This window comes from Campylobacter sp. CH246, assembly GCF_004378835.1.
Classification (GTDB): Bacteria; Campylobacterota; Campylobacteria; order Campylobacterales; family Campylobacteraceae; genus Campylobacter_D; species Campylobacter_D jejuni.
In genome coordinates this window covers 1-23,492 of the sequence record NZ_RYYA01000006.1, presented here as the reverse complement: position 1 = coordinate 23,492, position 23,492 = coordinate 1, and the positions used below count along the sequence as shown (strand labels likewise).

The following is a 23,492-nucleotide window of genomic DNA, read 5'->3' as shown; positions in this document are numbered from 1 at the left end:
TTTAAAGGATTTATCATGAGACTTAGCAAAACTCTTTGCATGGCACTTTTGGCGTGTTCTATCCTGCTTGCACCTAATGCTTTAATGGCCATGGGTGATCCTAATGGAGTGAAAATAGATTAGCAAATTCAAGGACAAATAGGTGCGATTAAAATGAATCCTTATGGATTGTCTCCTTTGACCGCTATTATCATGAATAATGCCTATGTTTTAAGTGATATAAAAGTAACCATTGTTCCTAAACCAAATGGCCAAACTATCTCTTATAATGTGAATTCTAAAATGGCTAAGACTTATGGTGGAATTCCTATTTTTGGACTTTATCCTTCTTATAGTAAAGGTAAGTTATGCTAAATCTACAAATAGTAAAAGTCAAAAAATCATTGATGAGATTTATAAAATTGCAACTCCAGGGGTTAGTATAGAACCAAGTAGAAGGCACTGATCAAAGAGGAACTCTTTTTGAAAATGTGAAAGTATTAAAAATGGATCCAAAATTTTCAGATAGGCTATATTTAGTAAATAATGCTCTTGGAAAATAATCTGGCAAAGACTCATAATCTGTATGGAATAATCTTGTAGGTGGTGCTATGGAATGGGATGAAAATTCAAATGTCTTTATCATAAGATACCAAGGGTGAAATCAGATGGTATTATGATAACAATAAACTAATGAACTGGGACAATATTTACAATCGTGGAATTATGATGAGTTTTCGTCAAAACAAAGATGGAGCTTTAACTTGGGGATTTGGTCAAAGATATGTAAAATACGATGTCTGGGAAGAGAAATTTTCAATCGCAAATTACCTGCTGTCTATATAGATTTTTTCTCATGCTATGGACAATATGCAAAATGGGCATTATTTATTTAAGAGTAGCTTCAACAAATACTTTGAGTCCAGATGGTAAGCATGTACGCGCTGTGCGTGATACTATTGTAGAGGTAGATGAGAATGGTAATGTTGTTGATGATTAGAGATTGTATGAGATTTTAGATCCTTATAGAAGTACTATTATCAAAGCTTTAGATCAAGGTGTAGTGTGTTTAAATATAGATGCAAGCAAAGCGGGTAAAACTTTAAGCGATGAAGAACTTGCCAAAATGGATGAAAGCGACAAATTTGGAGATATAGCAGGTATAGGCAGGAATTTGGGCTCATGTAAATAGCGTTGATTATGATCCAAGTGATGATAGTATTATTATTTCTAGTCGCCATCAAAGTGCTGTTGTTAAAATTGGTCGTGATAAAAAATAAAATGGATTTTAGGGGTACATAAAGGGTGGAATAAAGAATTTCAAAAATATTTATTGCAACCTGTAGATAAAAATGGCAAAAAAATTGTTTGCGATGATTATAGCAAATGCCCAGGTTATGAAAATGACAATGGTGGATTTGATTTTACTTGGACGCAGCATACAGGCTGGAGAATTGATAGTAAATCAAACAAGCGTTATATTTATATAAGTGTTTTTGATAATGGTGATGCAAGAGGAGCTGAACAACCTGTATTTGCAAGTCAAAAATATTCTCGTTCTGTAATTTATAAAATCGATCAGCAAAATAAAACTGTGGAACAAATTTGGGAATATGGCAAAATCGTGGAAATGAATGGTTTTCTCCTGTAACTTCTTTAACTCAATATGAACCAGATAAAAATTCTATTATGGTTTATAGTGTAACAGCCTGAATGGCTTTTGATCTTAGTAAAGGTGTAAATCTTGGAGAGCCAAAACCTGAAATTGATGAATTTAACTAGGGTGCCAAGGAACCTTTGGTTCAAATTCAATTTAGCGGTTCAGGAACGGGTTATCAAGTAATGCCTTTTAGTATTGATCAATAAAAATTACCAAAAAATAAATTTTGGCGGCTTATTTATTTTTTTTAAATAAAATTATCTTTGAAAATTTTATTTAACTAAAGGATATAATATGCGTAAATTTTTTTGCAAATTTGTTTTAACGCTTGTATTTTGTTCAAGTTTTGCATTAGCAAATAATAGTTTTATTACTCTTAATCCAAGTTTACCTAGCTCTGAAAATAGTGTAATAGAAGCATTTTCTTATAAATGTATACATTGTTACAATCATCATAAATTTGGAACTCTTGAAAAACTGAGAGAAGCTTTTCCAAATTTACATTTTAAACTCTATCCTGTAAGTTTAATGAATGGGGAATTTTCCAAAGAAATGAATGAGCTTTTTGCCTTTGCTCAATACAAAGATGAGCAAAATGGTAAAGACGCGAGTTATTCTGATAGTTTATCTCATAAACTTGCTGATGTTTATTTTGTTTCTTATTTTTTAAACAAGCAAAGAAATTTTTCAAATTTAAATGAATTTTACGACATAGGTTTAAAGGCTATGAATGTAAATAAAAATGAAGTATTAAATTTTTTAAATACCCCAAAAGCTAAAGAAATTTTAAGCGAGTTTCAAAGAGCTAATGATATAGCTAAAACCTATGGCACCCCTGCTTTTGTTGTTAATGGAAAATATCAAATTAACCCAAGTGCAATCAATTCGATGCAAGATTTAGAAGATCTAGTTAAAAAATTAAGTAATATGAAATAATAAATTTTTAAGGCAATAAAAATTGCCTTAAAAATTATTTTTTGATCATATTTGTATAAGGTCCATAGCGATGTTGGGTTATAGAAAAGCTATCATCATAAGGTTCTATATCCATATCTAAAGGCTTAACCTTTCTATCTGGAAAGTCTTTATTTCTATTTGCTTTCATAGGACGAGCTTGTGAATTCATGTAAGCTGCTACATCATAAGCATCTTCAAGACTTAAGTCAGGCGCACCTTGAGGCATATTTTCTTTAATATAAGAAGCAGCTTTGATAAGACGATACATTCCAGCTCCTGTATTATAACTATCATCACCCCAAAGTGGTGGATAAAGATAATACGCCCCTGTGCTATCCTCATTTTTAAGCCCTAATCCATTTTCTTGATGACAAACGGCACATTTATCCATATAAATTGCCTTACCTTTTTTAGGATCAGCTGCTCTTAAGATGAAATCTATCTTCTTAAGTCCCTGTCCTTCTATCTTAGCTCCTACTGGAACTCCTTGAGATAACCATTGCATATAAGTTAGCATGGCTTTCATTTCAGGTGTATCACTAGGCATTCTTTTGCCATTCATAGAGCGTTCAAAACAGCCATTGATCCTATCTGCTAAGGTAATTACTTTATCTCCTCTTGCATTATATTGTGGAAATCTTGCCCAAATTCCTACAAAACCCGATTGATTTTGCACACTTCCACCATTAGCATGACAGCTTGAACAAGAAAGATTATTTCCCGCAAATCTTTTTTTAGGATCTTTGGCTTGTGGACCCACATACTTGCTTGTTTCATTAAGAATTTTATTTCCCAAAATAACCATTTTGCTATATTCTGAATTTTTTGGCATTTTAGTTTCATCTATAGTGCCATCTTCATTTAATTCCTTAGGTAAATTCCATTTGGCAGTAGGCAGATCAATACCTGTTGCACTCTTAGTTTTTTCCAAATTTGGATTTAAGGCTAAAGCACAACTTCCACATAACAACAAAGTTAAAATTATAGAAAATTTATTCATCAATTTTCCTCCTTATTTTGCGTAATTTAAATTCAGTATAAGACTTTATTTAGAAAAAGTCAATAAAACCTAATTACATTTTAAGAAAAAAGCTTTAAACCTTAAAATAATATTCGTTTATATTTAAAATAGAACTTATATATTTAAAGCAAAAATAAAGTTTTTTCGCTATAATAAAATCTTGCAATATTTTTAAAGGTTAGGTTAATGAAAAATTTAAGCATTCAAGAAAAAAAAGACTTAGACAACTGCGTTTTTCAAAATCTTGGAAGGCAAGATACTTTTACTTTAAGCGTGGTTTTTAAAAATTTTTATTTCAAAATTAAAGCATTTATTTATTCTAAATAATACCACTTAAAATCCTTTTTTGTGTAGGAAAGATCTTTAAAAGAAGGTGATTGGATAAATAGTTTGCACTCTTTATCCAAATTTTCTATCCCGTATATTTTCATAGCCATTCTTGAGTCATGTCTTGTAAGTTCTATTCCAACGCAAGCTTGATTGTTGATTTTGTAAAGTAAAGTGCCACCATCTTTTTCATCTATATTTAAAATATCCAAATTCTTATTTTTACTCATATCTTTTACATCTTTACTAAAAAAATATCGGAGTTTATAATATATCATAATATCCTGCATGGTATTTTTCAAATTTTGTAAATTTTCATTAATCAAGTATCCATTATTTTTATAAAGTTTTAAAAAATCTTCATTAAGAAATTTTTGAAAACTTTCATCTTTAGATAATTTTTGACAAGAATTATAGCTATTTAAAATTCTAACTTGACCAGCTTCTATTAAAAGTTCAAGGCAATCTTTATTTTCTTGTGAAAATTGCACTAATTTAACTTCTTGAATCTTAAAATCTTTATTTGGTTTTTTTTCATAAGCAAAATCATTTAATTTTTCATAAATATTAGCAAAACTTAAAGAATATAAACTAAAAAAAATTAAAATACACTTTTTCATTGAAAAAAATCTTTGTATTTATTTTTTAGAAATTCCACCACTTCTAAAATTTCATCAACCCCTTCTTTGTTGGAATTTTCGAGTACATTATCTATATTATCAATATAAGCTTCTATTGCATTTTCTAATTTTTCTCTTTTAACTCCAGCGTATAAAAGCATAGCTTCTAAAACTATGCTAAGCTTATATTGTAAATCTTCTAATTCATTTTTTAAGGTTTTATTATTGTTTTGATTCATTGTTTTCCTTTTTAAGTTCTTTGCTTTTAATTAAATCAATAATTTGAGCCTTGATATAATTATAATTTGCTCCATCTTTAAATGTCGCAAAAAGTCCACCACTAGCATTTTTATGTCCGCCACCACCTACTAAATTTTTAGCCATTAAACTTACATCTATTTTTCCATTTGCACGAAAACTTAAGGTTTTTCTAGAACTAACATCAATAAAAAAGTCATAATCAGGATTTTTTACTAAAAAATCATTTCCAATAACAGAAGTATTGCCTATATTTGAAGTTAAGATGCCTTTATGGCCTTCATATTCTATGCTGAAATTTTCTTTTAGCTCACTTAGTTTTTCAACTACAAAATAAGAAATTAAATTAGAAAGAGTATCATCATTTTTTCTGGCAAAATAATCCTTTTTTATAAAATGAGTAGCATTATCGAGTAAAATATTTGCATTTTCTTTTCCTATAAATTTCCAAGCCTTATCAAGCAAGAAAAACATATAATCAATTTGAGATTCTTTAAACATTACACGATTTATTTCTTTTGCATTGGCAATCAAGCCTAAAAAAACCTTTCCAAGTTCAAAATTTTCATCCTCGCTTAGCCAAATATCAACAGCATTAACCACATCAACAAATTTTGAAAGTTCTAAAACAGGAGTACAGATTTTAGAGAAAAAATCATAAACGATTTTAGTTGCACATCTTTTAGAATCAAGTAAATACCAAGAATATTTTTGAGCACATTCTTCGCCACTTTGATGATGATCAAGAAGAAAAATTTTAGTATTTTTCTCTTTGCAAATTTTTTCAAATTCTTCACATTGATTTAAATTTAAATTTAAATCTGTTATTAGAATAATAGCTTTTCCGAAATTTTCATCTTTTTCTATATCGCCTATAATAGAGTTAAAATTTTCATTAATTTCTTTGCCATAATTAGAATTATAAAATTTCACATTTTTAAAATAAAAATTTACTATAAATTGACAAGCATAGCCATCAAGATCTGTATGTGAAAGATGATAAATTTTCATTATATTCCTTAAAGTTCTATCCTAATAATACCCTCGGTATTAAAATTTGTATTTTCTGCAATTTCTGCAAAACTTAACACTACTATATTAATGCTAAAATTATAACAAATATCAGCAATGAATTTTCTAAGCTGCGGTTCAACGCAAAGTATAAAAGGCTTGATACGACCATTTGCTACTGCGGCAACTTCAGCCCTTAGAGTATCTACTAAAGTACCTGTTTGAGCTACACTTAGAGGCAAGTGATAACTTCCATCTCTAAATTGTACATTTTCCATTAAAACCGCAGAACTAGCAGAGTCTAAGATAAAAATATCCAAATTTCCTTTATCATCTAAATACATATTTGTAATCATCCTAGCTAAGGACGCCCTTACATGTTCAATAATCATATCAAAACTCTTGCTTACTTCTGCTATATCGCTTACAGATTCTAAAATAGTAAGCATATCTTTAATTGGTATGTGATGCTTAAGCAAGTCTTTGAGAATTTTTTGAATAAGACTTACAGGTGCAACACCTAAAGCACCTTCTACGATGATTGGATAATCATTTTTAACCTTATCAAGAAGATTTTGTACCTCTTGGCGTGTGAGAAGTTCGCTTGCGTGCGCTTTGATAAGTTCGCTCATATGTGTTGAAATAACACTTGCAGGATCTATTACTATATAGCCATTTAATGTTGCTTCATCTTTTAAATTCGCATCAATCCAAAGTGCATCAGAGTTAAAAGCGGGTTCTTTTGTAGCAATCCCTTCTATCTCTTCTGTGATAAAACCACTATCCATGGCTAAATATTTATCCGGATAAATTTCAGCACTTGCTATAGACACGCCCTTGAGTTTAAAACTATACTCATTTGGTTTAAGTCTTAAATTATCTCTTATTCTTATTTTTGGCATTAAAAATCCTAAACTTTCAGCAATACTTCTTCTCATTGAGCGAATTCTTTCTGTAAGTTCGTTTTCAGCAAGCTTAATAAGTCCGTATCCAAGTTCAAGTTCTAAAATTTCAACTTTGAGTATATCGTTAATCTTGTGCTCTTCTTCTTTGAGAATTTCTTCTTCGCTTTTCTTAGCAGGCGCTGCCGTTGTCTCACCTGCTCCACTTTGAGATGCAGCTGCGGCACTTGGTTTGCTTTTTTTAACTGTAGTTATATCAATTTTACCTTCCTTAACCTGCTTGGTAAGATAGCCAAGGCTTAAAAATACTAAAGCCATAAAGCCCAAGGATAAAGTTGGCAAACCAGGCACTAACGCAAAGATAAAAAGTACAAAACCTACTATTAAAAGCGTGCGATATTCGCTTAAAAGTTGAGTTAAAGTTCCTTCTGCAAAATTTTCCTCATCTTTGCTTGCACGAGTGATAATTATAGCGGTTGCGGTAGAAGTAATAAGCCCTGGAATTTGAGATACAAGTCCATCACCTATGGTTAAAATAGTATAGGTAGAAGCAGCATCGCTTAAAGCCATATCGTGCTGAAAAGATCCTATTAAAAAACCACCTATGATATTTATAATAGTTATGATAATTCCTGCAACAGCATCTCCTTTGATAAATTTAGAAGAACCATCCATTGCACCATAGAAGTTTGCCTCAGCAATAACTTCTTGACGTCTTGCTCTAGCGGTTTGTTCATCAATAAGTCCTGCATTTAAATCCGCATCAATAGCCATTTGTTTACCCGGCATCGCATCAAGTGTAAATCTTGCTTGTACTTCAGAAACCCTTGTACTACCTTTTGTTACAACCATGAAATTAATCAATACTAAAATACAAAATACAATCACGCCAATGACCATATTTCCACCAACAACAAATTCTCCAAATGCTGCTATAATCTCACTCACAGCTTCAGGGCCGTTTTGCCCTTCGCTTAAAATCATCCTTGTGGTAGCTATATTTAATGAAAGCCTAAATAAAGTGATAATCAAGATTAAAGTTGGAAAAGTTGTTAAATCTGTCGGTTTGGGTATATAAATAGAAATTAAAATAATTAATACCGATAAAGCTATACTTAAAGCCAAGAAAAAGTCCAAAATAGGACTTGGTAAAGGAACTATAATAATAGCTAAAATACAAACTAAAAAACCAACAATAGTCAAGCTTTTAGCTTTTAAAACAGGAGCGATTAAAGGCCCCAAGAAAGGAAAAACTAAATCGACTATTTTATTTTTTGCCATTATTTTTCATAATATCTTCTAAAGTAATAGAATCTAAAAATTCATCTACTTTATTTTGTAAATTTACTAACATAGGCATTAAGGTGCAATTTTCTTCTTTATTATTTGGACAAGTACCACCACTGCATTCAAATACACTGATATCCTTTTTTTCAGCACTATTAACAATTTCTTTTATAGTATATTGACTCGGTTCTTTGATTAAAACAAAACCACCTTTTGCCCCTTTAAAGGATTTTAACAAGCCATCTTTAGCTAAAGTTTGTAAAATTTTAGCTAAAAAACTTTTAGGAATATCAAGCTCTAAAGCTAAAGAATCTACATCTTGAGGTGTTTCTTTTTGAGAAATATAAATTAAAGAAAGTAAAGCGTATTCGCTAGCTTTGGTAAATAGCACAGATTCTCCTTGTTATAACTACAGAAATAGCTGTAATTATAATAAATAATTCTTAGAAAAAGACTTAAATTTTGACAAAACCTTCTAAAAAAGATAAATTCAGTTTATTTTTTGCTTTTTAAGATAAAATTACAGTCCTTTAATTTTATTATTTTACCAATCAGGAGGTCTATCATGGCTTTAGATTCGGCCAAAAAAGCAGAAATAGTTGCGAAATTCGCTAAAAAACCAGGTGATACTGGTTCAACAGAAGTTCAAGTAGCTCTTTTAACTGCAAGAATTGCAGAACTTACAGAACATTTAAAAATCTACAAAAAAGACTTTTCATCAAGATTAGGACTTCTAAAACTTGTAGGTCAAAGAAAAAGACTTTTATCTTATCTTAAAAGAAAAGATTATAATTCTTATAGTAAGTTAATTACTGAATTAAATCTTAGAGATAAATAATTTTTAAGCCCTTTTTACGGGGCTTTTGTCTTTTAAATTTCTTCTTTTGTAATCAGTTTTATATATCAAAAACACAAGAAAAATCTTACAAGATTTCCCTTTGTCCTTTGGCATCAGGTTCGCTTAAAATCCCGTTTTGCGTAAGTTGTTCAATAATATTTGCAGAGCGGTTATAGCCGATTTTTAAACGGCGTTGTAAATAAGAAATGCTTGTTTTTCCATCTTCTAAGATTACTCTTTTAGCTTCTTCATAAAGCTCATCTACTTCCCCATCAAAGCTTTCATTTGTTGTAACACCTACGCTTTGTTGATCCTTTAAAAAGCTTTCATCATATTCTACGCTTTGTTGATCCTTTAGAAAATCCACGATTTTTTCTATTTCAAATTCGCTTGCAAAAGGCGCATGCAAACGTACTATAGAGCTTGTTCCAGGAGGAGTAAATAAACAATCCCCTCTTCCAAGTAAACTTTCAGCACCCATAGCATCTAAAATAACTTTAGAGTCAATTTTTTGCCCTACTTTATAAGAAATTCTACTTGGTAAATTCGCTTTAATTAGTCCTGTTACAACATCAACAGAAGGTCGTTGTGTAGCTACAATCAAGTGGATTCCACTTGCTCTTGCCATTTGCGCAAGTCTTCCTATATAAAATTCTACATCTTTACCCGCAGTCATCATTAAATCAGCAAGTTCATCAATAATTACTACAATAAAAGGAAGTTCTTCTCCGCCTAATTCTTTCATTTTTTCATTGTAATTTTCTATATTTTTGGTTTTTGCATCAGCCATTAAGCGATAGCGTCTTTCCATTTCAGCTACCATATTTGAAAGCGCATTGACTGCTTTTTTTGGATCTGTGATAACAGGAGTTAAAAGATGAGGAATGTCATTATAAATGCTAAATTCAAGCATCTTAGGATCTATCATCATCAAACGCAAGGTTTTTGGAGAGTTGCGATATAAAAGACTTAAAAGCATAGAATTTATCCCCACACTTTTACCACTACCTGTCGTTCCTGCGATGAGTAAATGCGGAAGTTTTTTAAGATCGGTTACAAAAGCATTGCCTACTATATCTTTACCTAAAGCTATGGTTAAAGGACTTTTAGCGTTTTTAAAAACTTCACTTTGTAAAATTTCTCTTAAATAAATGGTTTGAATTTCATCATTTGGAACTTCTATACCTACAACATCTTTTCCTGGTATTGGAGCTTGAATACGGATTGATTTTGCCATTAAAGCCATAGTTAAATCATCTTGCAAATTTAAAATACGACTTACTTTCACATCTGCACTAGGACGAAATTCAAAAGTAGTTACCACAGGACCAACATAAGTGCTTATAACATCGCCGCCTATTTTAAAACGACGCAATTTTTCAAGAAGATTATAAATTTTTTTATCTATTTCACTTTCATTGATTTCTTGTTTGTGTTCTTTTGGATTAGCTAAAAAATCTAATGGCGGCAAGGTGAAATCTTTTGGTTTTTCTACTTCGCCCTGCTCTATTTCACGCAATAAAGCTTGGTTAATAGCAATTTCTTTGGCTAAAACTGCTTTTTGAAGTTTAACTTCTTGATCATTTGTTTTTTCATTATCGATTTTAGTTTCTGTATTTTGGATAAAATCGAGTGTATTTTTTTCTTCTATAACTATTTCATTTATATTTTTTATAGGAGTAGGTTCTATATAAGGATGATTTAACTCTTCTACAATGGGAGCAAATCCAAAGATATTGTCTGCTTTATCTAGATTTTTATTTTCATTTATTTTGTCTGATTCTTCTATTTCTGTTTTAATTGTTTTTGGGCTATTAAAACTATATTTATTCCCTTCTATAATATCGCTTGAATTTATCGCATCATATTCTTCTAATTTTTTAATTTCTTGTTTTACTTTATTTTCTAAAATTTCATTTTGATAGGCTTTGTATTCTTGTTCTAGTTTTTCTTTTTTTATCAAATTCTCTCTAAGTTCAAGCTCTTTTGTAAAAATTTTTGGTTTAACTTCTTGATTAGAAACTGGAATTTCAATATTTTTACGTTTATAACTTGGCTCATCTAAATTTTTATTTGTATCTATTTGCTTTATATCTTCAAGTTTTTTAGGTTTTAAAAAACGTTCAGGAATCATATCTACCTCTTCTTCTGAAATAAAATTAAAATCTTCATCAAGACTAATGCTCATTTTACTAGCCTTTTGTGCGAAATTTCGCACTTGTTGAGAATGCTCATGAACAAAACTTCTTGATTCTTTTAAACTTTGTTTATCAATCTCTATGGTTTCATCTAAAATTTGATTTTTTAGTTTTTCAAAATTTTCCTTGGCCGTGGTAATTGAATTTTTACTTGCATTGATATTGCTATCTTTAATTATCTGTTCTAAGTTATTGGTTCCCCTTTTTTTGTTTATTTGTAAATTTCCATAAATACTATCTTGCAAAATATTTAATTTTGGAGCTATAGGTTCTGATTTACCTACATCTTCTTTCTCGTTTTCTCCACCAAATACACGCATAAGTAAAGATTTAAAAGCTTGCTCTATTTTTAATAAATAAGTAAAATCTAATTCTATTTTTAAAATTTCTTTTGCAAATTTTGGAAACAATAAAACCAAAGAAAATAGTAGAAGTAAAAGAGCAAAAATTCCACTCCCTGTACGCCCTAAGATTATAGAAAAAAATCCATATACAATTTCTAAAATATACCCAAACTCTCTATAAAAGACAGAAAATAAAAGCAAGGTAGAAAAAAAGGCCAAAGAAAAACCAAAAAGCTCCCTACGCTTAAAATTTTCTATTTTATATTTTTTTTTATAGTAGAGATAATTTAATATAAGCAAAGAAAATGGATAATAATACCCAAATTCTCCAAATAAAAATAAATTAGCCTTGTAAACCCATTCTCCCATGCCAGGTGCTAGCATACAAAGACAAAGATAAAAAATAACAAGCGTGGAGCTGGTAAAAATGGCTTCTTTTTTAATATTCTTTCCTTGAAAATAAAATCAAAGCCAAATTATACCATAAAAAATTTTACATATAATTTAATAAGCTAAGTTGAGAAATTGTTGTACTAGCTTTAAGAGAAGCTTGATATGCAAGTTGAACTTGCATTAAATTCATCATTGCCTCACCATAATCTACATCAATCACATTTGATTTTATACTTTGGACATTAACGCTTAAAAAGGATGTGCGTGTATTAACACCTTCGATAGTATTATGATATGCTCCCATAGTTGTATTAAGCTTGCTAACATGATCTGCTAAATGATCAAGTCTTTCTAAAGCTCCTTGCATACCTGTATTTCTAGGGTTTTCACTTTCGGAGTCTGCTCTCATATTGCCTTTTAAAACAGCATCAATCATTGAATCTAAATCTTTAATAATATCCACATTTGGCTCATCTATAGTTAAAGAATTATTCGCGCTAAAACTAAAATTTGGACCATTTTGTACAGTAGAAGTTGTGGTAAAAGGAGGTGCTGGAAATTGGCCACTTTGAGAATCACTAAGAGAAATTTCTATATTAGTGCCTGAAGAAAGTTTATCAGTAACACTAATACGACCTTTATAATCCATACTTACATCAACAGTAGCTTGTGAATCTTTCATGAGTTGTTGTATTTGGGTATAATCTGCATTATTAATTTGACCATTATTGGCTTGTATGGTTGTTGTAGGAATTTTATCTGCAGCAAACATACCTATAATATCATTAATTTGACCATAAGTAATATCATTTGATCCTGTAACAACCCCACTATTTCCAGTTGCAGGATTAGTATGCATAATAGGAAAGCTTATGGTTTGACCTGGATTATTAGGATCAGGGTAGCTTACAGTTGAAGTTTGTAAATTTATAGTAACATCGTAAGAATTTCCACCTTTGGAATTGACTTTTAAATTTAAAGTAGTACCATTTAGGCTATCTCCTGCCATTACCTCGCTAAGTTTGGTTGAATCAGTGGCATAAGCATTGCTTCCTTTGATAACTTGAGAAACATTACCATAAACAGTATTTCCATTTTTTTCAAAATACACATTATCGTAATCAGCTCCATTGGTGGCATTTCCATCTGTATCTGTCATTTTACTTTTGATAAAATCAGTTTGTTTTAAATCAATTTCAAAGTTTTGTCCGTTAATTTGAATGGTTACAGGATTATTTAAATTTGTTATATCTCCATTATTGGGATTTCCTAGTGCAGCAGTCATAACCCTGTTTGTAACATCTTCCATTGTAATGCCTTCATCCTGTGCTGCTTGGATAATATTATTTAATTCAGTTTTATCATCAGCTTGTGGCGTGAAAGCTACAGCATGAAAATCGAGTTTATTATTACCTTGCTTTAGATCTGTAATTTGAATTTGACCACTATCATTCATACTTACTTCTACTACTTTATTATTTGGAGTATTACCATAAAGAGCTCCAATATTTTCCATTACATCTTCTAAAGTATCTTCGGGTTTGACGAGTACAGCACTTTTAAAACTTGTTCCATCGGGTCTTGTACCTTGAACATAAAGAGTTGTTGGAGGAAAATCTAGTTTGCTATCATCATACTCAAAGTCTTTGTCAGCATCTAAGCTATTATCTTTTACATAACCTTGTCCGATAAGTTGTTGCCATTTAGAATTTCCTGTGAGATATTTAGTTTTATCAGGGTCTTTATTTAAATCCCAACGATTATCTGTAAAACTAACATTAGTGCTTATTTGTTTTTTATAGTCTCCATCTGCTTTAAAAAATAAATCCCAACCTGGTATATTGTATGGGCTTTCAGTTCCAGCTCCAGTTACTACATTAATATTATTTTTATCTCCATAATAATTTCCATTAGAATCAAAAGGTTTGTTTGCAACTTGAGAACCCGCAAAAAGATACTGACCATTAACACTGGTATTTGCAAGCTGAACTATGCTTTCTTTTATGCGTTCTAGTTCTTTTGCTATAGCTTCTCTTGAGGTTTGAGAATTGCTATCGCTTGCAGCTTGGGTTACTTTAACTTTAAAATCTTCAAGAAGTTTAACCATATCTTGTAAAGCTTTCATACTATTTTGAGTCATTTCTTGAGCTCTACTTGTTGATTCTTTTACTTGTTCTAACGTTTTAATTTCATATTCAAGACGCGTATTATCTATATAAGTGCTTGCATCTTCATATGAATTTTGTATTTTCAAACCTGAAGCAAGTTGTTGAGATATCTGATATAAAGCACTTTGACCGCCCATAGAATTATTCACACTATTTGTGAAGTTAAGTTTATTTGTAATTCTCATTTTTTTCCTCTAAAGTATTAAAGTTAAAATCTTTTCAAACATTGCTAATAAACAAAAGCAATAACTGTTCCAAAAATTTAAATTATATAATTTTATATTGTCTTTTTGAAAATACTTTTTATTTTTAAAGTATTTTTTAGCCTAAAAAAGTATAATTTTAGCTTTAAATCTTAAAAATGAGCCCGAGTGGTGAAACTGGTAGACGCGCCAGACTCAAAATCTGGTAAGGGCAACCTTGTGTCGGTTCGAGTCCGACCTCGGGCACCACTTATTTTTTGCGGGAATAGCTCAGGGGTAGAGCACAACCTTGCCAAGGTTGGGGTCGCGAGTTCGAATCTCGTTTCCCGCTCCATAGAGTAAAAAAAATATAAAATCTCTTTAATTATAAATTCTCGCTTTTCTCTAATACTAAAAAATACTCATTTTCTAGAATTTCAAGTTCTTTTTGCATTACTTCAAGCTCTTGATAAAGCTTGTTAATACCTATTTCTTGATATACATTTGGATCGGATAAATCTTGATTTAATTTAGCTATCTTTTGCTCTAAAAAATCTATTTTTTCAGGATGGTTTTTTAATATCTCATTTTCTTTGTAGCTCAATTTTTTGGAGCTTTTTTCTTTTTGGTTATTATTTTGCTCTTGGGTTTGAAGCTCTAAAGCAAAATTATCCAATTCTTCAATTTCTTTTTCATTTTCAAGATATTCAGTATAAAGAGTGTGTAAAATATTTATATATCCATTTCCCTCAAAAGCATAAAGTTTTGTTGCGATTTTATCAACAAAATATCTATCGTGTGATACTAGCAAAATAGCCCCTTCAAAACTAAGTAAGTATTCTTCTAATATATTAATCGTAGCTATATCAAGATCATTAGTTGGCTCATCTAAAATCAAAACATCATATTCTTTAGTAAAAAGCAAGGCTAAAGCAACGCGATTTTTCTCTCCGCCACTTAAAAGAGCCACGCTTTTATCTAAAAATTCCTTAGGAAATAGAAAATTTTTCAAATATCCATAAACATGCATATTTTTACCACGAACTTCAACCCTATCTCCACCATTGGGACAAAAAATTTCAAGCAAGCTTTTATCAGAATTTACCAAGCTTCTAGCCTGATCAAAATATCCTATCTTAAGCTCTCCGCGTTTTATTTCACCGCTATCTTGTTTAATTTGCCCTAGAAGAATTTTTAACAATGTTGATTTTCCACAACCATTTCTTCCTACGATAGCTATGCGTTCACCTTGTAAAACACGCGTTGAAAAATCTTTAAAAAGATTTTTATTGTTTATATTTTTGCTTATATTTTTAAGCTCAAAAAGCATTTTTTTACGATTGATCGTTTTTTCCCCATTAAAATTTAAAGCTGCTCTTGAAATTTCAAGCTTCAAGCGTTTGATTGCTCCAGGATTTTTTTTCGCTTCTTCACGCATTTTAAAAATGCGTTCTTTTCGTCCTTCATTTCTTTTAAGTCTTGCCTTAACCCCACTTCTAAGCCATTCTTCTTCGCTTTTTAATTGCTTTAAAAGAGTTTCATGGCTCTTAGCAAGGCTTTGCAAAATTTGTGTTTTTTTCTCTAAATAGTTTGCATATCCGCCTTTAAAAATACTAAGCTTACCCTGCTCTACTTCTACACACTTGTGTGCTATAGCGTCAATAAAATATCTATCATGGGAAATAAAAATCACACACATCTTTGAATTTTTTAGCAATTCTTCCAAAAAGCTTGTCATATATACATCTAAATGATTAGTTGGTTCATCAAGCAATAAAATATCAGGATTTTTTAGTAAAAGTATGCAAAGCCCAACGCGGCGTATTTCTCCACCACTTAAAGTAGATATAATGCGATTTTCATACTCAAGTAAACTAAATTCTTTTAAAACGCGTATTATTTTAGATTCTATACTCCAAGCATCTTTACTATCAATCAAAGTCATAAGCGTATCTATTTTTTTAAGATAATCTTTATTACTAGGATCTTCTTCTAATTTTTTATGCAGTATTTCATATTCTTCCAAGGTATTGTAAATTTCTACAAGCTCTTGCTTGATGGCTTCTTTTACGCTTAAATTTGCATTAAAATCAACGGTTTGTGAAAGCATGGCTATGCTTTTTCCATTTTGTCTTATTATTCTACCGCTATCTAAAGGAAGTGTGCCTAAAAGCGTTTTTAAAAAAGTAGATTTTCCTTCTCCATTTTTGCCTATAATAGCAATCTTTTCTCCCTCGTTTGCGCTAAAATTTACTTCATTTAAAACTATTTTGTCTCCAAATTTTTTTGAAGCTTCAATTAAATCTATAAGAGCCATTTTTTATCCTTAACTGAGTTTAAAGCTAAAACTAGAACCATAACCTAAAGTGCTAGAAATTTCAAGATAACTTTTATGTATATTTAAAATTTTCTTTACTAAAAAAAGTCCCAAACCAAAAGAATTATCACTTTTTACATCAATTTTATAAAATTTTTTTGTAATCAATTTTATTTTATCTTCTTCTATGCCTTTTCCAAAATCTTGCACTATTATCTTTTGATCTCTTGCCGTTAAAATGACTTCTTTTTGACTATATTTTAAAGCATTAGAAAGCAAATTTATAATCACTTGCTCGATTAAAAATTCATCGGCCTTAACTTTCGTGCTTTTGCCTTGCAATGCAACTCTTTCAAAGCCTGGGTTTTTAGTGATTTTTTCACATAGAGAAAAAAGATCAAATTCTTGCATCTGCAAGGCTTCACTATTAAGATTAAAAACAAAATTAAGCTTATGGGTCAAAGCATTAAGCTTAATGCTTTGACGCGAAATTTTTTCTAGTAATTCCTTTTTTAATTTTTTATCTTCCAATTTCTCATCTTTTAACATCTCTAAGCTAAGATCAATCACGCTTAATGGATTTTTAAGCTCATGAGAAATAGCAGAAATCACGCTAGCAAGCTGAGTATTTTTTAAAGTGATTTTATCGCTTTGTTTTTTATTTTTTTGGGTATTCTTTAGAATTTTATCTTTAGTTTTTAAAAGTTTCTCATTTAGTAAATTAAATTCTTTAAACATTCCTTTTTCTAATATAACAACTTTATGATCCCCTATAGAATCCAAAAAATCCAAAATTTTATTAAAATTTTTCTCTATTCTTCTACCTAACAACAACATTAAAACAAAAACAAACAGCAAGCATACTCCAAAACCGATTGCCATTTTTGTCCAAAAAAGCTCTAAATCTAAAAAACGAGGATAAACAATAATAATATATTTATATCCTTTGTAAATAAAGCTTTTAGTGAGAATTTTTTTTGAATCGAAATTTAAAATTTCTCCTTCTTTAAGATTAGAAAAAAAATCAGGATTTTTTACAGAACTTATTTTCATATCATTGTTTAGGATAATAAAATCAGCCCTAGTATCTTTAGCAAAATCCTTAATATTAGCATCATTTAAATGCTCTAAGAGGGAAAATTTTAAAACATCATCAAGGCTTTTGATTTTTTGTTCATATTGTTTTATAAGCAAGAAATTAAGATAAGAGTTAGTAAAAGTATAAAAAATAAACCCAAAAATCAAAGCCAATACAACAAAAAAAACTATAAAAATATTTTTAGTTTTTAGCATAATTTATAGCCAACACCCCTAACACTTATAATATGATCTTTTAGTTTTGGAAATTTATTTCTAAGTCTTGTTAGAGCTATATTGATTGTTTTATCACTTGTAGTATCATCTTTCCAAACGCTTTCGCTTAAAAATTGTCTAGTAAGCAAGGTATTTGGATTTTCAAAAAAATATTTTAAAAGCTCATAGTCAAGATTTGAGATTTCTAATTTTTGATTTTTGTAAAAGAATTCATAATTAGCCAAATCTAAAATAAAATCACCAAAAGATAGTTTTTCTTCTTCTTTTTTATGGCGTTTTAAAATTGCTTTAATGCGAAGCAAAAGCTCATTAAAATCAAAAGGTTTACAAACATAATCATCACAACCACTTTCAAAGCCTTCGAGCAAATCTTGATGCAAAGCCTTGGCTGTAAGAAAAATAACTGCTTCTTTATATCCTTGCTCTCTTAAATCTTGAATTTTTCCTAAAGAATCTCCACTGGGCAAATTTCTATCGACTATTAAAAGATCGATTTGCTCATTATCGAGCAAATCTTCAACTCCAAAAAAATCCGCTAAAGATATAACTTCATAACCACTAGATTTTAACTTTAAAACAAGCAGTTCGTTTAAATCTATATCATCTTCTATAATTAAAATTTTAAATTTCAACATATTGGACAAATACACACGCCTCTAATTGTTTTAGTTCATCTAATACTTCTTTTTGAACTTTTTCATCAATCAAAACAACAGCCAAAGCATACCCAAAACCATCTCTACCAAGCCTAAAATCAGCTATGTTGATATTTTTAGCTGCCAAAACGGAACTGATTTTAGCTATAACTCCTGGTATGTCTTTGTTTTTAAAAATAATCATTTTTCCCTTTGGCTTAAAATCAGTTTTAAAGCCATTTAATCCAACTATGCGTTGTTCATTTTCATTAAACACTGTTCCTGAAACACTGGTATTTGAATTTTCGGTGATAATTTTAACACTAAGTTTATTATTATAACCACTATTTGGAAGAGTTTCGCAAGATAATTCAACTCCTTTTTCTTTGGCAACAAATTCTGCATTAACATAATTAATTTTCTCTCCTAAAATTCCACCCAAAGCACCAACAGCTGCAAAAGTTAGCATAGAATTTGCATACTCACCAATAATTCCTTCAGCCTCTAATTTAATACTTTTTATAGGATTTTTATCAATTTGAACAGCTAAAAAAGCCATTTTAGAAACAAGTTCTATATAAGGAGCTACAAAAGGTGGTAAGTCTTCAGTTTTAATTGGTAAATTTAAGGCATTAGGATAAGCCACGCCTCGTGCTGCACTTAATGCTTGCTCACAAGCTTCTCTTGCGATATTGTCTTGACTTTCTAAAGTATTTGCTCCTAGGTGAGAAGTAACTGAAATATTTTCAAAGTCTAAAAGAGGATGATTGGTCGCGGGTTCTTTATCGAACACATCTATACCAAGCCATGCTATTTTACCACTTTTTAAACCTTCATATAAAGCCTCTTCTGTGTATAATCCTCCGCGAGCACAATTTATTAATCTTATTCCATCTTTCATTTTTGCAATTTCTTGCTTTCCTATCATACCATTGGTTTCTTTGGTTTTTGGTGTGTGAATGGTAATAAAATCACTTTTTTCTAAAATTTCATCCAAATTTTTTGCTTGCTCCATATCTAAATCTGTAATCTTAGAAGCAGAAATATACGGATCATAGGCTAAAATTTTCATACCAAATACTTTAGCACGGATAGCTACTCTTGAACCTATATTTCCAAAACCTATAACCCCTAGCGTTTTATTCATCAATTCAATGCCATACCATTTTTCTCTTTCCCATTTTCTTTCAATTTTTAAAAAATTATGAGCATTGACAAAGCTTCTAGCTGATGTTAAAAGATGTGCCATTGTTAGTTCAACTGCGGCAATAGTATTTGCAGTTGGGACATTCATCACAATCACTCCTCGTTTAGAACACTCTGGAATATCAACATTATCTACGCCCACCCCAGCACGCACAAGCGCTTTTAATTTTTTGGCATGATTTAAAAAATTTACATCTACATCCGTAGAACTTCTAGTAATTGCAACTTCAACATCGCTTAGCATTTGCATAAGTTCATCTTTTGGAAATTTTGCAGCTTCTATAAGCTCAATATCTTCAGCTTTTCTTAGAATATCGACACCTTTATCCAAAATAGCATCACACACTATAATCTTTTTTTTCATAACCAAATTTCCTTTACTTCTGTATTTATTTTATATTTTTTTAATTCTTTGATAATATCATCTATAAGTTTTTCATTGCCTGTATCCAAAAAGATTTCTGGACTATCGCCAGATTTAAGAAGAAAATACTTCACATTAAAAGAATTTAAAGTCTGCCTTAAGCAAAACATAGAATAAATATCATATTTACCAACTATAAGTTGATAATATTTATTTTTCTCCTCAAGCTCGCTAGTATCCGCGTCAAAATATAAGGTAAATTTTTCTGCTGCTGGGGTAAAATCTCTTGTAGGCCATTTTGCTAATTCTTCTTGCCATGAAAGATCTTGATTTTGGGTTTGAATGCTTGGCTGCGTATTTGTATCTTTAGCAAATTGTGGAATGAAATTTACATTAGCTTTAAATTGCCAAAGCAATGTAAAAACAACAGCAAGCAAAATGAGTAATAAAATACTCAAAATGCTTATTGTAATGTATTTTTTCATTAAGCTAGCTGATCTTTAATGATATCACCTAAAGTTACTTTATCATCATTATTGATTTCATTAAGAACTTCTCTTTCTTTCATTCTAACAAGATTTTTGACACTTAGGCGAATTCTATTTTTCTTTTCATCAATAAAAACTATAGCAGCTTCAATATCGTCACCAATTTTTAAATTTTCAAGCATAGAAGTGCTTATATCTTCTTTATGAATTAAAGCATCAACATTTTTACTTAGCTCTACAAAAACACCAAAATCTTTAATATCACGAATAGTGCCTTTTACAATATCGCCGACTTTATGAATTTTGGCATATTCTTGCACTGGAGAACTGTTTAATTCTTTTGTGCTTAATGATATTTTTTGGTTTTCTTCATCTATTTTGATAATTTTTACCTTGATTTTATCCCCTTGAGAGAATTTATCTTTACATTTATCGTTTCTATCCCAAGAAGCATCTTCATTATGCAATAAACCTTCAATACCGCCAAGTTTAACAAACGCACCAAAAGAAGTTACCGAGGTGATCTCCCCTTCAACCACATCTGCAATTTTGTAAGATTTCATAAATTCATCAAAAGGTCTAGAAAGTAAATTTCTTAAAGAAACTCTTAAGCGTCTTTCATTTGGATTAATTTCAATTACTTCAACATCAATTTCTTGACCTTTGTTGATATAATCTTTTGGATTTTTAATATTTTTATCCCAAGAAATTTCACTGATATGTAAAAATCCTTCTATATCATTTCCTAAATCCACAAAAGCACCATAAGGCTCTATATTTGATACTATTACTTTAATGGTATCACCTACATCAAGAGTATCTTTTATCTCGCTCCATGGATCAGGTAAAGCCGCTTTTATAGACAAGGATAAATGTTTGCGTTCTTTATCATACTTTATAACTTTAACTGGAACCTTATCACCCTCTTTATAAAGTGTTCCAGGATTTACAGGTCCTTTGTAAGAAATTTCGCTGTAATGAACAAGACCATCAACACCTCCTACATCCACAAACATACCATAAGTAGTAATTTTTTTCACAATACCTTCAATTAAATCTTCTTGTTGTGCTACATTATTGATCAATTCTTTGCGTTTTCTTCTCTCGTCATCTAAAGTTTTTTTACGAGAAACAATGATACTTTGCTCATCTTTGTCGATTTTAATAATTTTAACTTTAAACGTTTTGCCTATAATATTATTTGTTTCTTTGAAGCCATATTGAGATTTTGGTAAGAAAAATTCAACATCATTTTCATCAACAACTATCAATCCGCCTTTATTTTTTCCAACTACTTTTACGGTAAAAATATCATCTTGATTTTCTTGATAGTTTTTAATAAATTCGATAACTTTTTCTTTTCTCAAAGCTTTTTTATGAGAAAGTAAAGATCTGCCACCACGAGAACCCATAACAGCAACTTTAATACCATCGCCTACATTAAATAATAGCTTAGAATTGTCATCTTGTATTTCGCTAAGAGCTAAAATACCTTCAGATTTTTTACCTATATCTACATAAACTTCATCATTTTTAATCTCTACAATCACACCCTCTGTTGTAGCCTCTTCTCTTGATTTATCAAAAGCTTCTAAAAGCTGTCCAAAATCTTCTTCCTCAAGATAATCATCTACGCCGCCTTGAACTTTTTTGTTCACCTCGCTCATTATGGTCCTTTTAAATAATTTTTAGAAATTGATTGATTTTACCTTATTTTTCTTTAATTAGTGTTAAGTTTTTTTATTTTTGTTAATTTTTTTTAAATTTTTGACTTTTTTATGCTATTTGAAAACATTTTTTAATTAATTTTAAAATTTTTTATTTTGGCGATAACTTTTTGTATGATCCAATCAGGAGTACTAGCACCTGCACTAATGCCGCAATGTTTTTTATCTAAAAACCATTCTTTTTTTAACTCTTCTTCGGTTTCAATTAGATAGCTATCTTCACAATTGGTTTTTGCAATTAAAAAAAGTTGTTTTGTATTGGCTGAGTTTTTACCCCCTACAACAACCATAACATCACTTTTAAGCGAGAGTTCTTTAATGGCATCTTGATTTTTAAAGGTTGCATCACATATAGTGTTAAAAACTCTTACTTCTTTGGTTTTAAGTATTAAAAAATTTACTATCTCCATAAAATGCTCAGGCTTCTTAGTTGTTTGGCTTACTACAGCTATTTTATTAGGAAGTTTTATATTTTGAAGTTCTTTTTTATCCAAAACTACATAAGCTTTTGTACTTACATAACTTTTTACTCCTTTAACTTCGGGATGATTTTCATCTCCAAAAATAACAACTTCATAACCCTCCTTACTCATTTGCTCGCAAATTTGTTGTGGTTTTGTAACAAAAGGACAAGTGGCATCAAAAATTTCTATATCTTTTTTTCTCAATTCTTCTAAATCTTGCTTTGTAATACCATGAGTTCTTATAATAGCTTTTTTTTCATTACTTAAAGCTTGTATATTTTCCAAAGTTTTGACATTAAAATTTTTTTGCAAACGAGAAATTTCTTCGTTATTGTGAATAAGAGGGCCTATAGTTGCGGCATCTTTTATTTGTTCTGCTTTTTTAATAGCTCTTTTAACACCAAAACAAAAACCATAGTTTTTTGCTAATTCAATAATCAATCCTAGCTCCTAAATTTGATAAAATCTCTATAAAATTTGGAAAAGAAGTTTTTATACAATCACTATCATCAATCTCGATTCCACAAAGCAAACCTAAAATAGCAAAACTCATAGCAATACGGTGATCTCCATAGCTTTTAATTTTTGAAGATTTTAGTTCGCATCCACCTTCTATTTCAAAACCATCATCAAGTTCTCTAGCTTCAACACCACAAAGCTTTAGATTTTCAACCATCACAGCAATCCTATCGCTTTCTTTAACACGTAATTCTTTAGCATTTATTAAACTAGATTTACCCTTAGCCAAAGCAAAAGCTATAGCCAAAGCAGGCGCTTCGTCTATTAACCAAGCGATATTATCTTTAACTTCTATGCCATTAAGCTTGCTAGA

17 protein-coding genes, 2 tRNA genes and 3 pseudogenes are annotated in these 23,492 nt (G+C 30.2%); 6 read left to right on the top strand and 16 right to left on the bottom strand.

The genetic code is table 11. The features are described 5' to 3' along the window. The first annotated feature begins 15 nt into the window (after positions 1-15). Together ELQ06_RS09045 and ELQ06_RS05570 are read left to right on the top strand one after the other, a co-directional pair. A pseudogene (locus ELQ06_RS09045) lies at positions 16-1,845 on the top strand (aryl-sulfate sulfotransferase). A gap of 88 nt (positions 1,846-1,933) precedes the next feature. Next, positions 1,934-2,575 carry a thiol:disulfide interchange protein DsbA/DsbL gene (locus ELQ06_RS05570; protein WP_002873066.1) on the top strand — a complete coding sequence of 214 codons (642 nt, stop codon included), beginning with the start codon at positions 1,934-1,936 and terminating at the stop codon, positions 2,573-2,575. A gap of 34 nt (positions 2,576-2,609) precedes the next feature. Here the strand turns inward: ELQ06_RS05570 and ELQ06_RS05565 are convergent, their stop codons facing one another. Beyond that, positions 2,610-3,596, bottom strand: coding sequence for a c-type cytochrome (locus tag ELQ06_RS05565; protein WP_052797714.1), 987 nt, complete (start codon positions 3,594-3,596; stop codon positions 2,610-2,612). A gap of 207 nt (positions 3,597-3,803) precedes the next feature. Here ELQ06_RS05565 and ELQ06_RS08640 point away from each other — a divergent pair. Continuing rightward, a pseudogene (locus ELQ06_RS08640) lies at positions 3,804-3,954 on the top strand (hypothetical protein). Here the strand turns inward: ELQ06_RS08640 and ELQ06_RS05555 are convergent. The 5 genes from ELQ06_RS05555 to ELQ06_RS05535 are packed head-to-tail and all read right to left on the bottom strand — an operon-like array spanning position 3,932 to position 8,413. Beyond that, positions 3,932-4,564: a hypothetical protein gene (locus ELQ06_RS05555; RefSeq protein ID WP_044306006.1), complete on the bottom strand. Its 633-nt coding sequence runs from the start codon at positions 4,562-4,564 to the stop codon at positions 3,932-3,934. The pseudogene ELQ06_RS08640 and the gene ELQ06_RS05555 overlap by 23 nt on opposite strands. Beyond that, positions 4,561-4,803, bottom strand: coding sequence for a hypothetical protein (locus tag ELQ06_RS05550; protein WP_052797712.1), 243 nt, complete (start codon positions 4,801-4,803; stop codon positions 4,561-4,563). The genes ELQ06_RS05555 and ELQ06_RS05550 overlap by 4 nt, the downstream gene beginning before the upstream one ends. Beyond that, the gene (locus ELQ06_RS05545; protein ID WP_002859543.1) at positions 4,787-5,833 is read right to left on the bottom strand and encodes a DHH family phosphoesterase; all 1,047 of its coding nucleotides are present in this window, start codon (positions 5,831-5,833) and stop codon (positions 4,787-4,789) included. The genes ELQ06_RS05550 and ELQ06_RS05545 overlap by 17 nt, the downstream gene beginning before the upstream one ends. 8 nt (positions 5,834-5,841) lie before the next feature. Continuing rightward, entirely contained in the window at positions 5,842-8,016 is a 2,175-nt protein-coding gene (gene flhA, locus ELQ06_RS05540) for a flagellar biosynthesis protein FlhA (RefSeq protein WP_044260867.1), read from the bottom strand. Then, positions 8,003-8,413, bottom strand: coding sequence for an RrF2 family transcriptional regulator (locus tag ELQ06_RS05535; RefSeq protein ID WP_002852609.1), 411 nt, complete (start codon positions 8,411-8,413; stop codon positions 8,003-8,005). Before ELQ06_RS05535 ends, flhA begins: the two co-directional genes overlap by 14 nt. Positions 8,414-8,587: 174 nt before the next feature. Between ELQ06_RS05535 and rpsO the strand changes: the two genes are divergently transcribed. Further along, positions 8,588-8,860, top strand: a complete 273-nt coding sequence (gene rpsO / locus ELQ06_RS05530; RefSeq protein ID WP_002852579.1) for a 30S ribosomal protein S15 — start codon at positions 8,588-8,590, stop codon at positions 8,858-8,860. An 85-nt stretch (positions 8,861-8,945) separates the two neighbouring features. Here the strand turns inward: rpsO and ELQ06_RS05525 are convergent, their stop codons facing one another. Next, a complete protein-coding gene (locus tag ELQ06_RS05525) occupies positions 8,946-11,786 on the bottom strand; it encodes a DNA translocase FtsK (protein ID WP_052781829.1) in 2,841 nt (946 codons plus the stop codon). 109 nt (positions 11,787-11,895) lie between these two features. Then, entirely contained in the window at positions 11,896-14,148 is a 2,253-nt protein-coding gene (gene flgL, locus ELQ06_RS05520) for a flagellar hook-associated protein FlgL (RefSeq protein ID WP_052781828.1), read from the bottom strand. 180 nt (positions 14,149-14,328) lie between these two features. On the opposite strand from flgL, the gene ELQ06_RS05515 reads away from it, so the two are divergent. Then, positions 14,329-14,415, top strand: a tRNA-Leu gene (locus tag ELQ06_RS05515). A 10-nt stretch (positions 14,416-14,425) separates the two neighbouring features. Continuing rightward, positions 14,426-14,500, top strand: a tRNA-Gly gene (locus tag ELQ06_RS05510). Between the two features lie 30 nt (positions 14,501-14,530). Here ELQ06_RS05510 and abc-f read toward each other — a convergent pair. The 8 genes and pseudogenes from abc-f to ELQ06_RS05470 form a co-directional block, all read right to left on the bottom strand. Next, complete coding sequence (gene abc-f, locus ELQ06_RS05505) at positions 14,531-16,462, bottom strand: ribosomal protection-like ABC-F family protein (RefSeq protein ID WP_134237483.1); 1,932 nt, start codon at positions 16,460-16,462, stop codon at positions 14,531-14,533. Positions 16,463-16,471: 9 nt separating this feature from the next. Then, on the bottom strand, positions 16,472-17,755 hold the full coding sequence (locus ELQ06_RS05500; RefSeq protein WP_052793846.1) for a HAMP domain-containing sensor histidine kinase: 1,284 nt from the start codon (positions 17,753-17,755) through the stop codon (positions 16,472-16,474). Then, a complete protein-coding gene (locus ELQ06_RS05495; protein WP_052781825.1) occupies positions 17,749-18,411 on the bottom strand; it encodes a response regulator transcription factor in 663 nt (220 codons plus the stop codon). The genes ELQ06_RS05500 and ELQ06_RS05495 overlap by 7 nt, the downstream gene beginning before the upstream one ends. After that, positions 18,398-19,981 (bottom strand): phosphoglycerate dehydrogenase, encoded by a 1,584-nt coding sequence (serA, locus tag ELQ06_RS05490; RefSeq protein WP_052797710.1) that lies wholly within the window; start codon positions 19,979-19,981, stop codon positions 18,398-18,400. Before serA ends, ELQ06_RS05495 begins: the two co-directional genes overlap by 14 nt. Further along, positions 19,978-20,466, bottom strand: a complete 489-nt coding sequence (locus ELQ06_RS05485; protein WP_134237482.1) for a hypothetical protein — start codon at positions 20,464-20,466, stop codon at positions 19,978-19,980. The genes serA and ELQ06_RS05485 overlap by 4 nt, the downstream gene beginning before the upstream one ends. Further along, positions 20,466-22,136, bottom strand: coding sequence for a 30S ribosomal protein S1 (locus ELQ06_RS05480; protein WP_002870044.1), 1,671 nt, complete (start codon positions 22,134-22,136; stop codon positions 20,466-20,468). The genes ELQ06_RS05485 and ELQ06_RS05480 overlap by 1 nt, the downstream gene beginning before the upstream one ends. A 131-nt stretch (positions 22,137-22,267) precedes the next feature. Next, on the bottom strand, positions 22,268-23,101 hold the full coding sequence (locus ELQ06_RS05475) for a 4-hydroxy-3-methylbut-2-enyl diphosphate reductase (RefSeq protein ID WP_002867459.1): 834 nt from the start codon (positions 23,099-23,101) through the stop codon (positions 22,268-22,270). Beyond that, positions 23,091-23,492 (bottom strand): annotated as a pseudogene (locus tag ELQ06_RS05470) (3-phosphoshikimate 1-carboxyvinyltransferase); the annotation flags it as partial. The gene ELQ06_RS05475 and the pseudogene ELQ06_RS05470, both read right to left, overlap by 11 nt.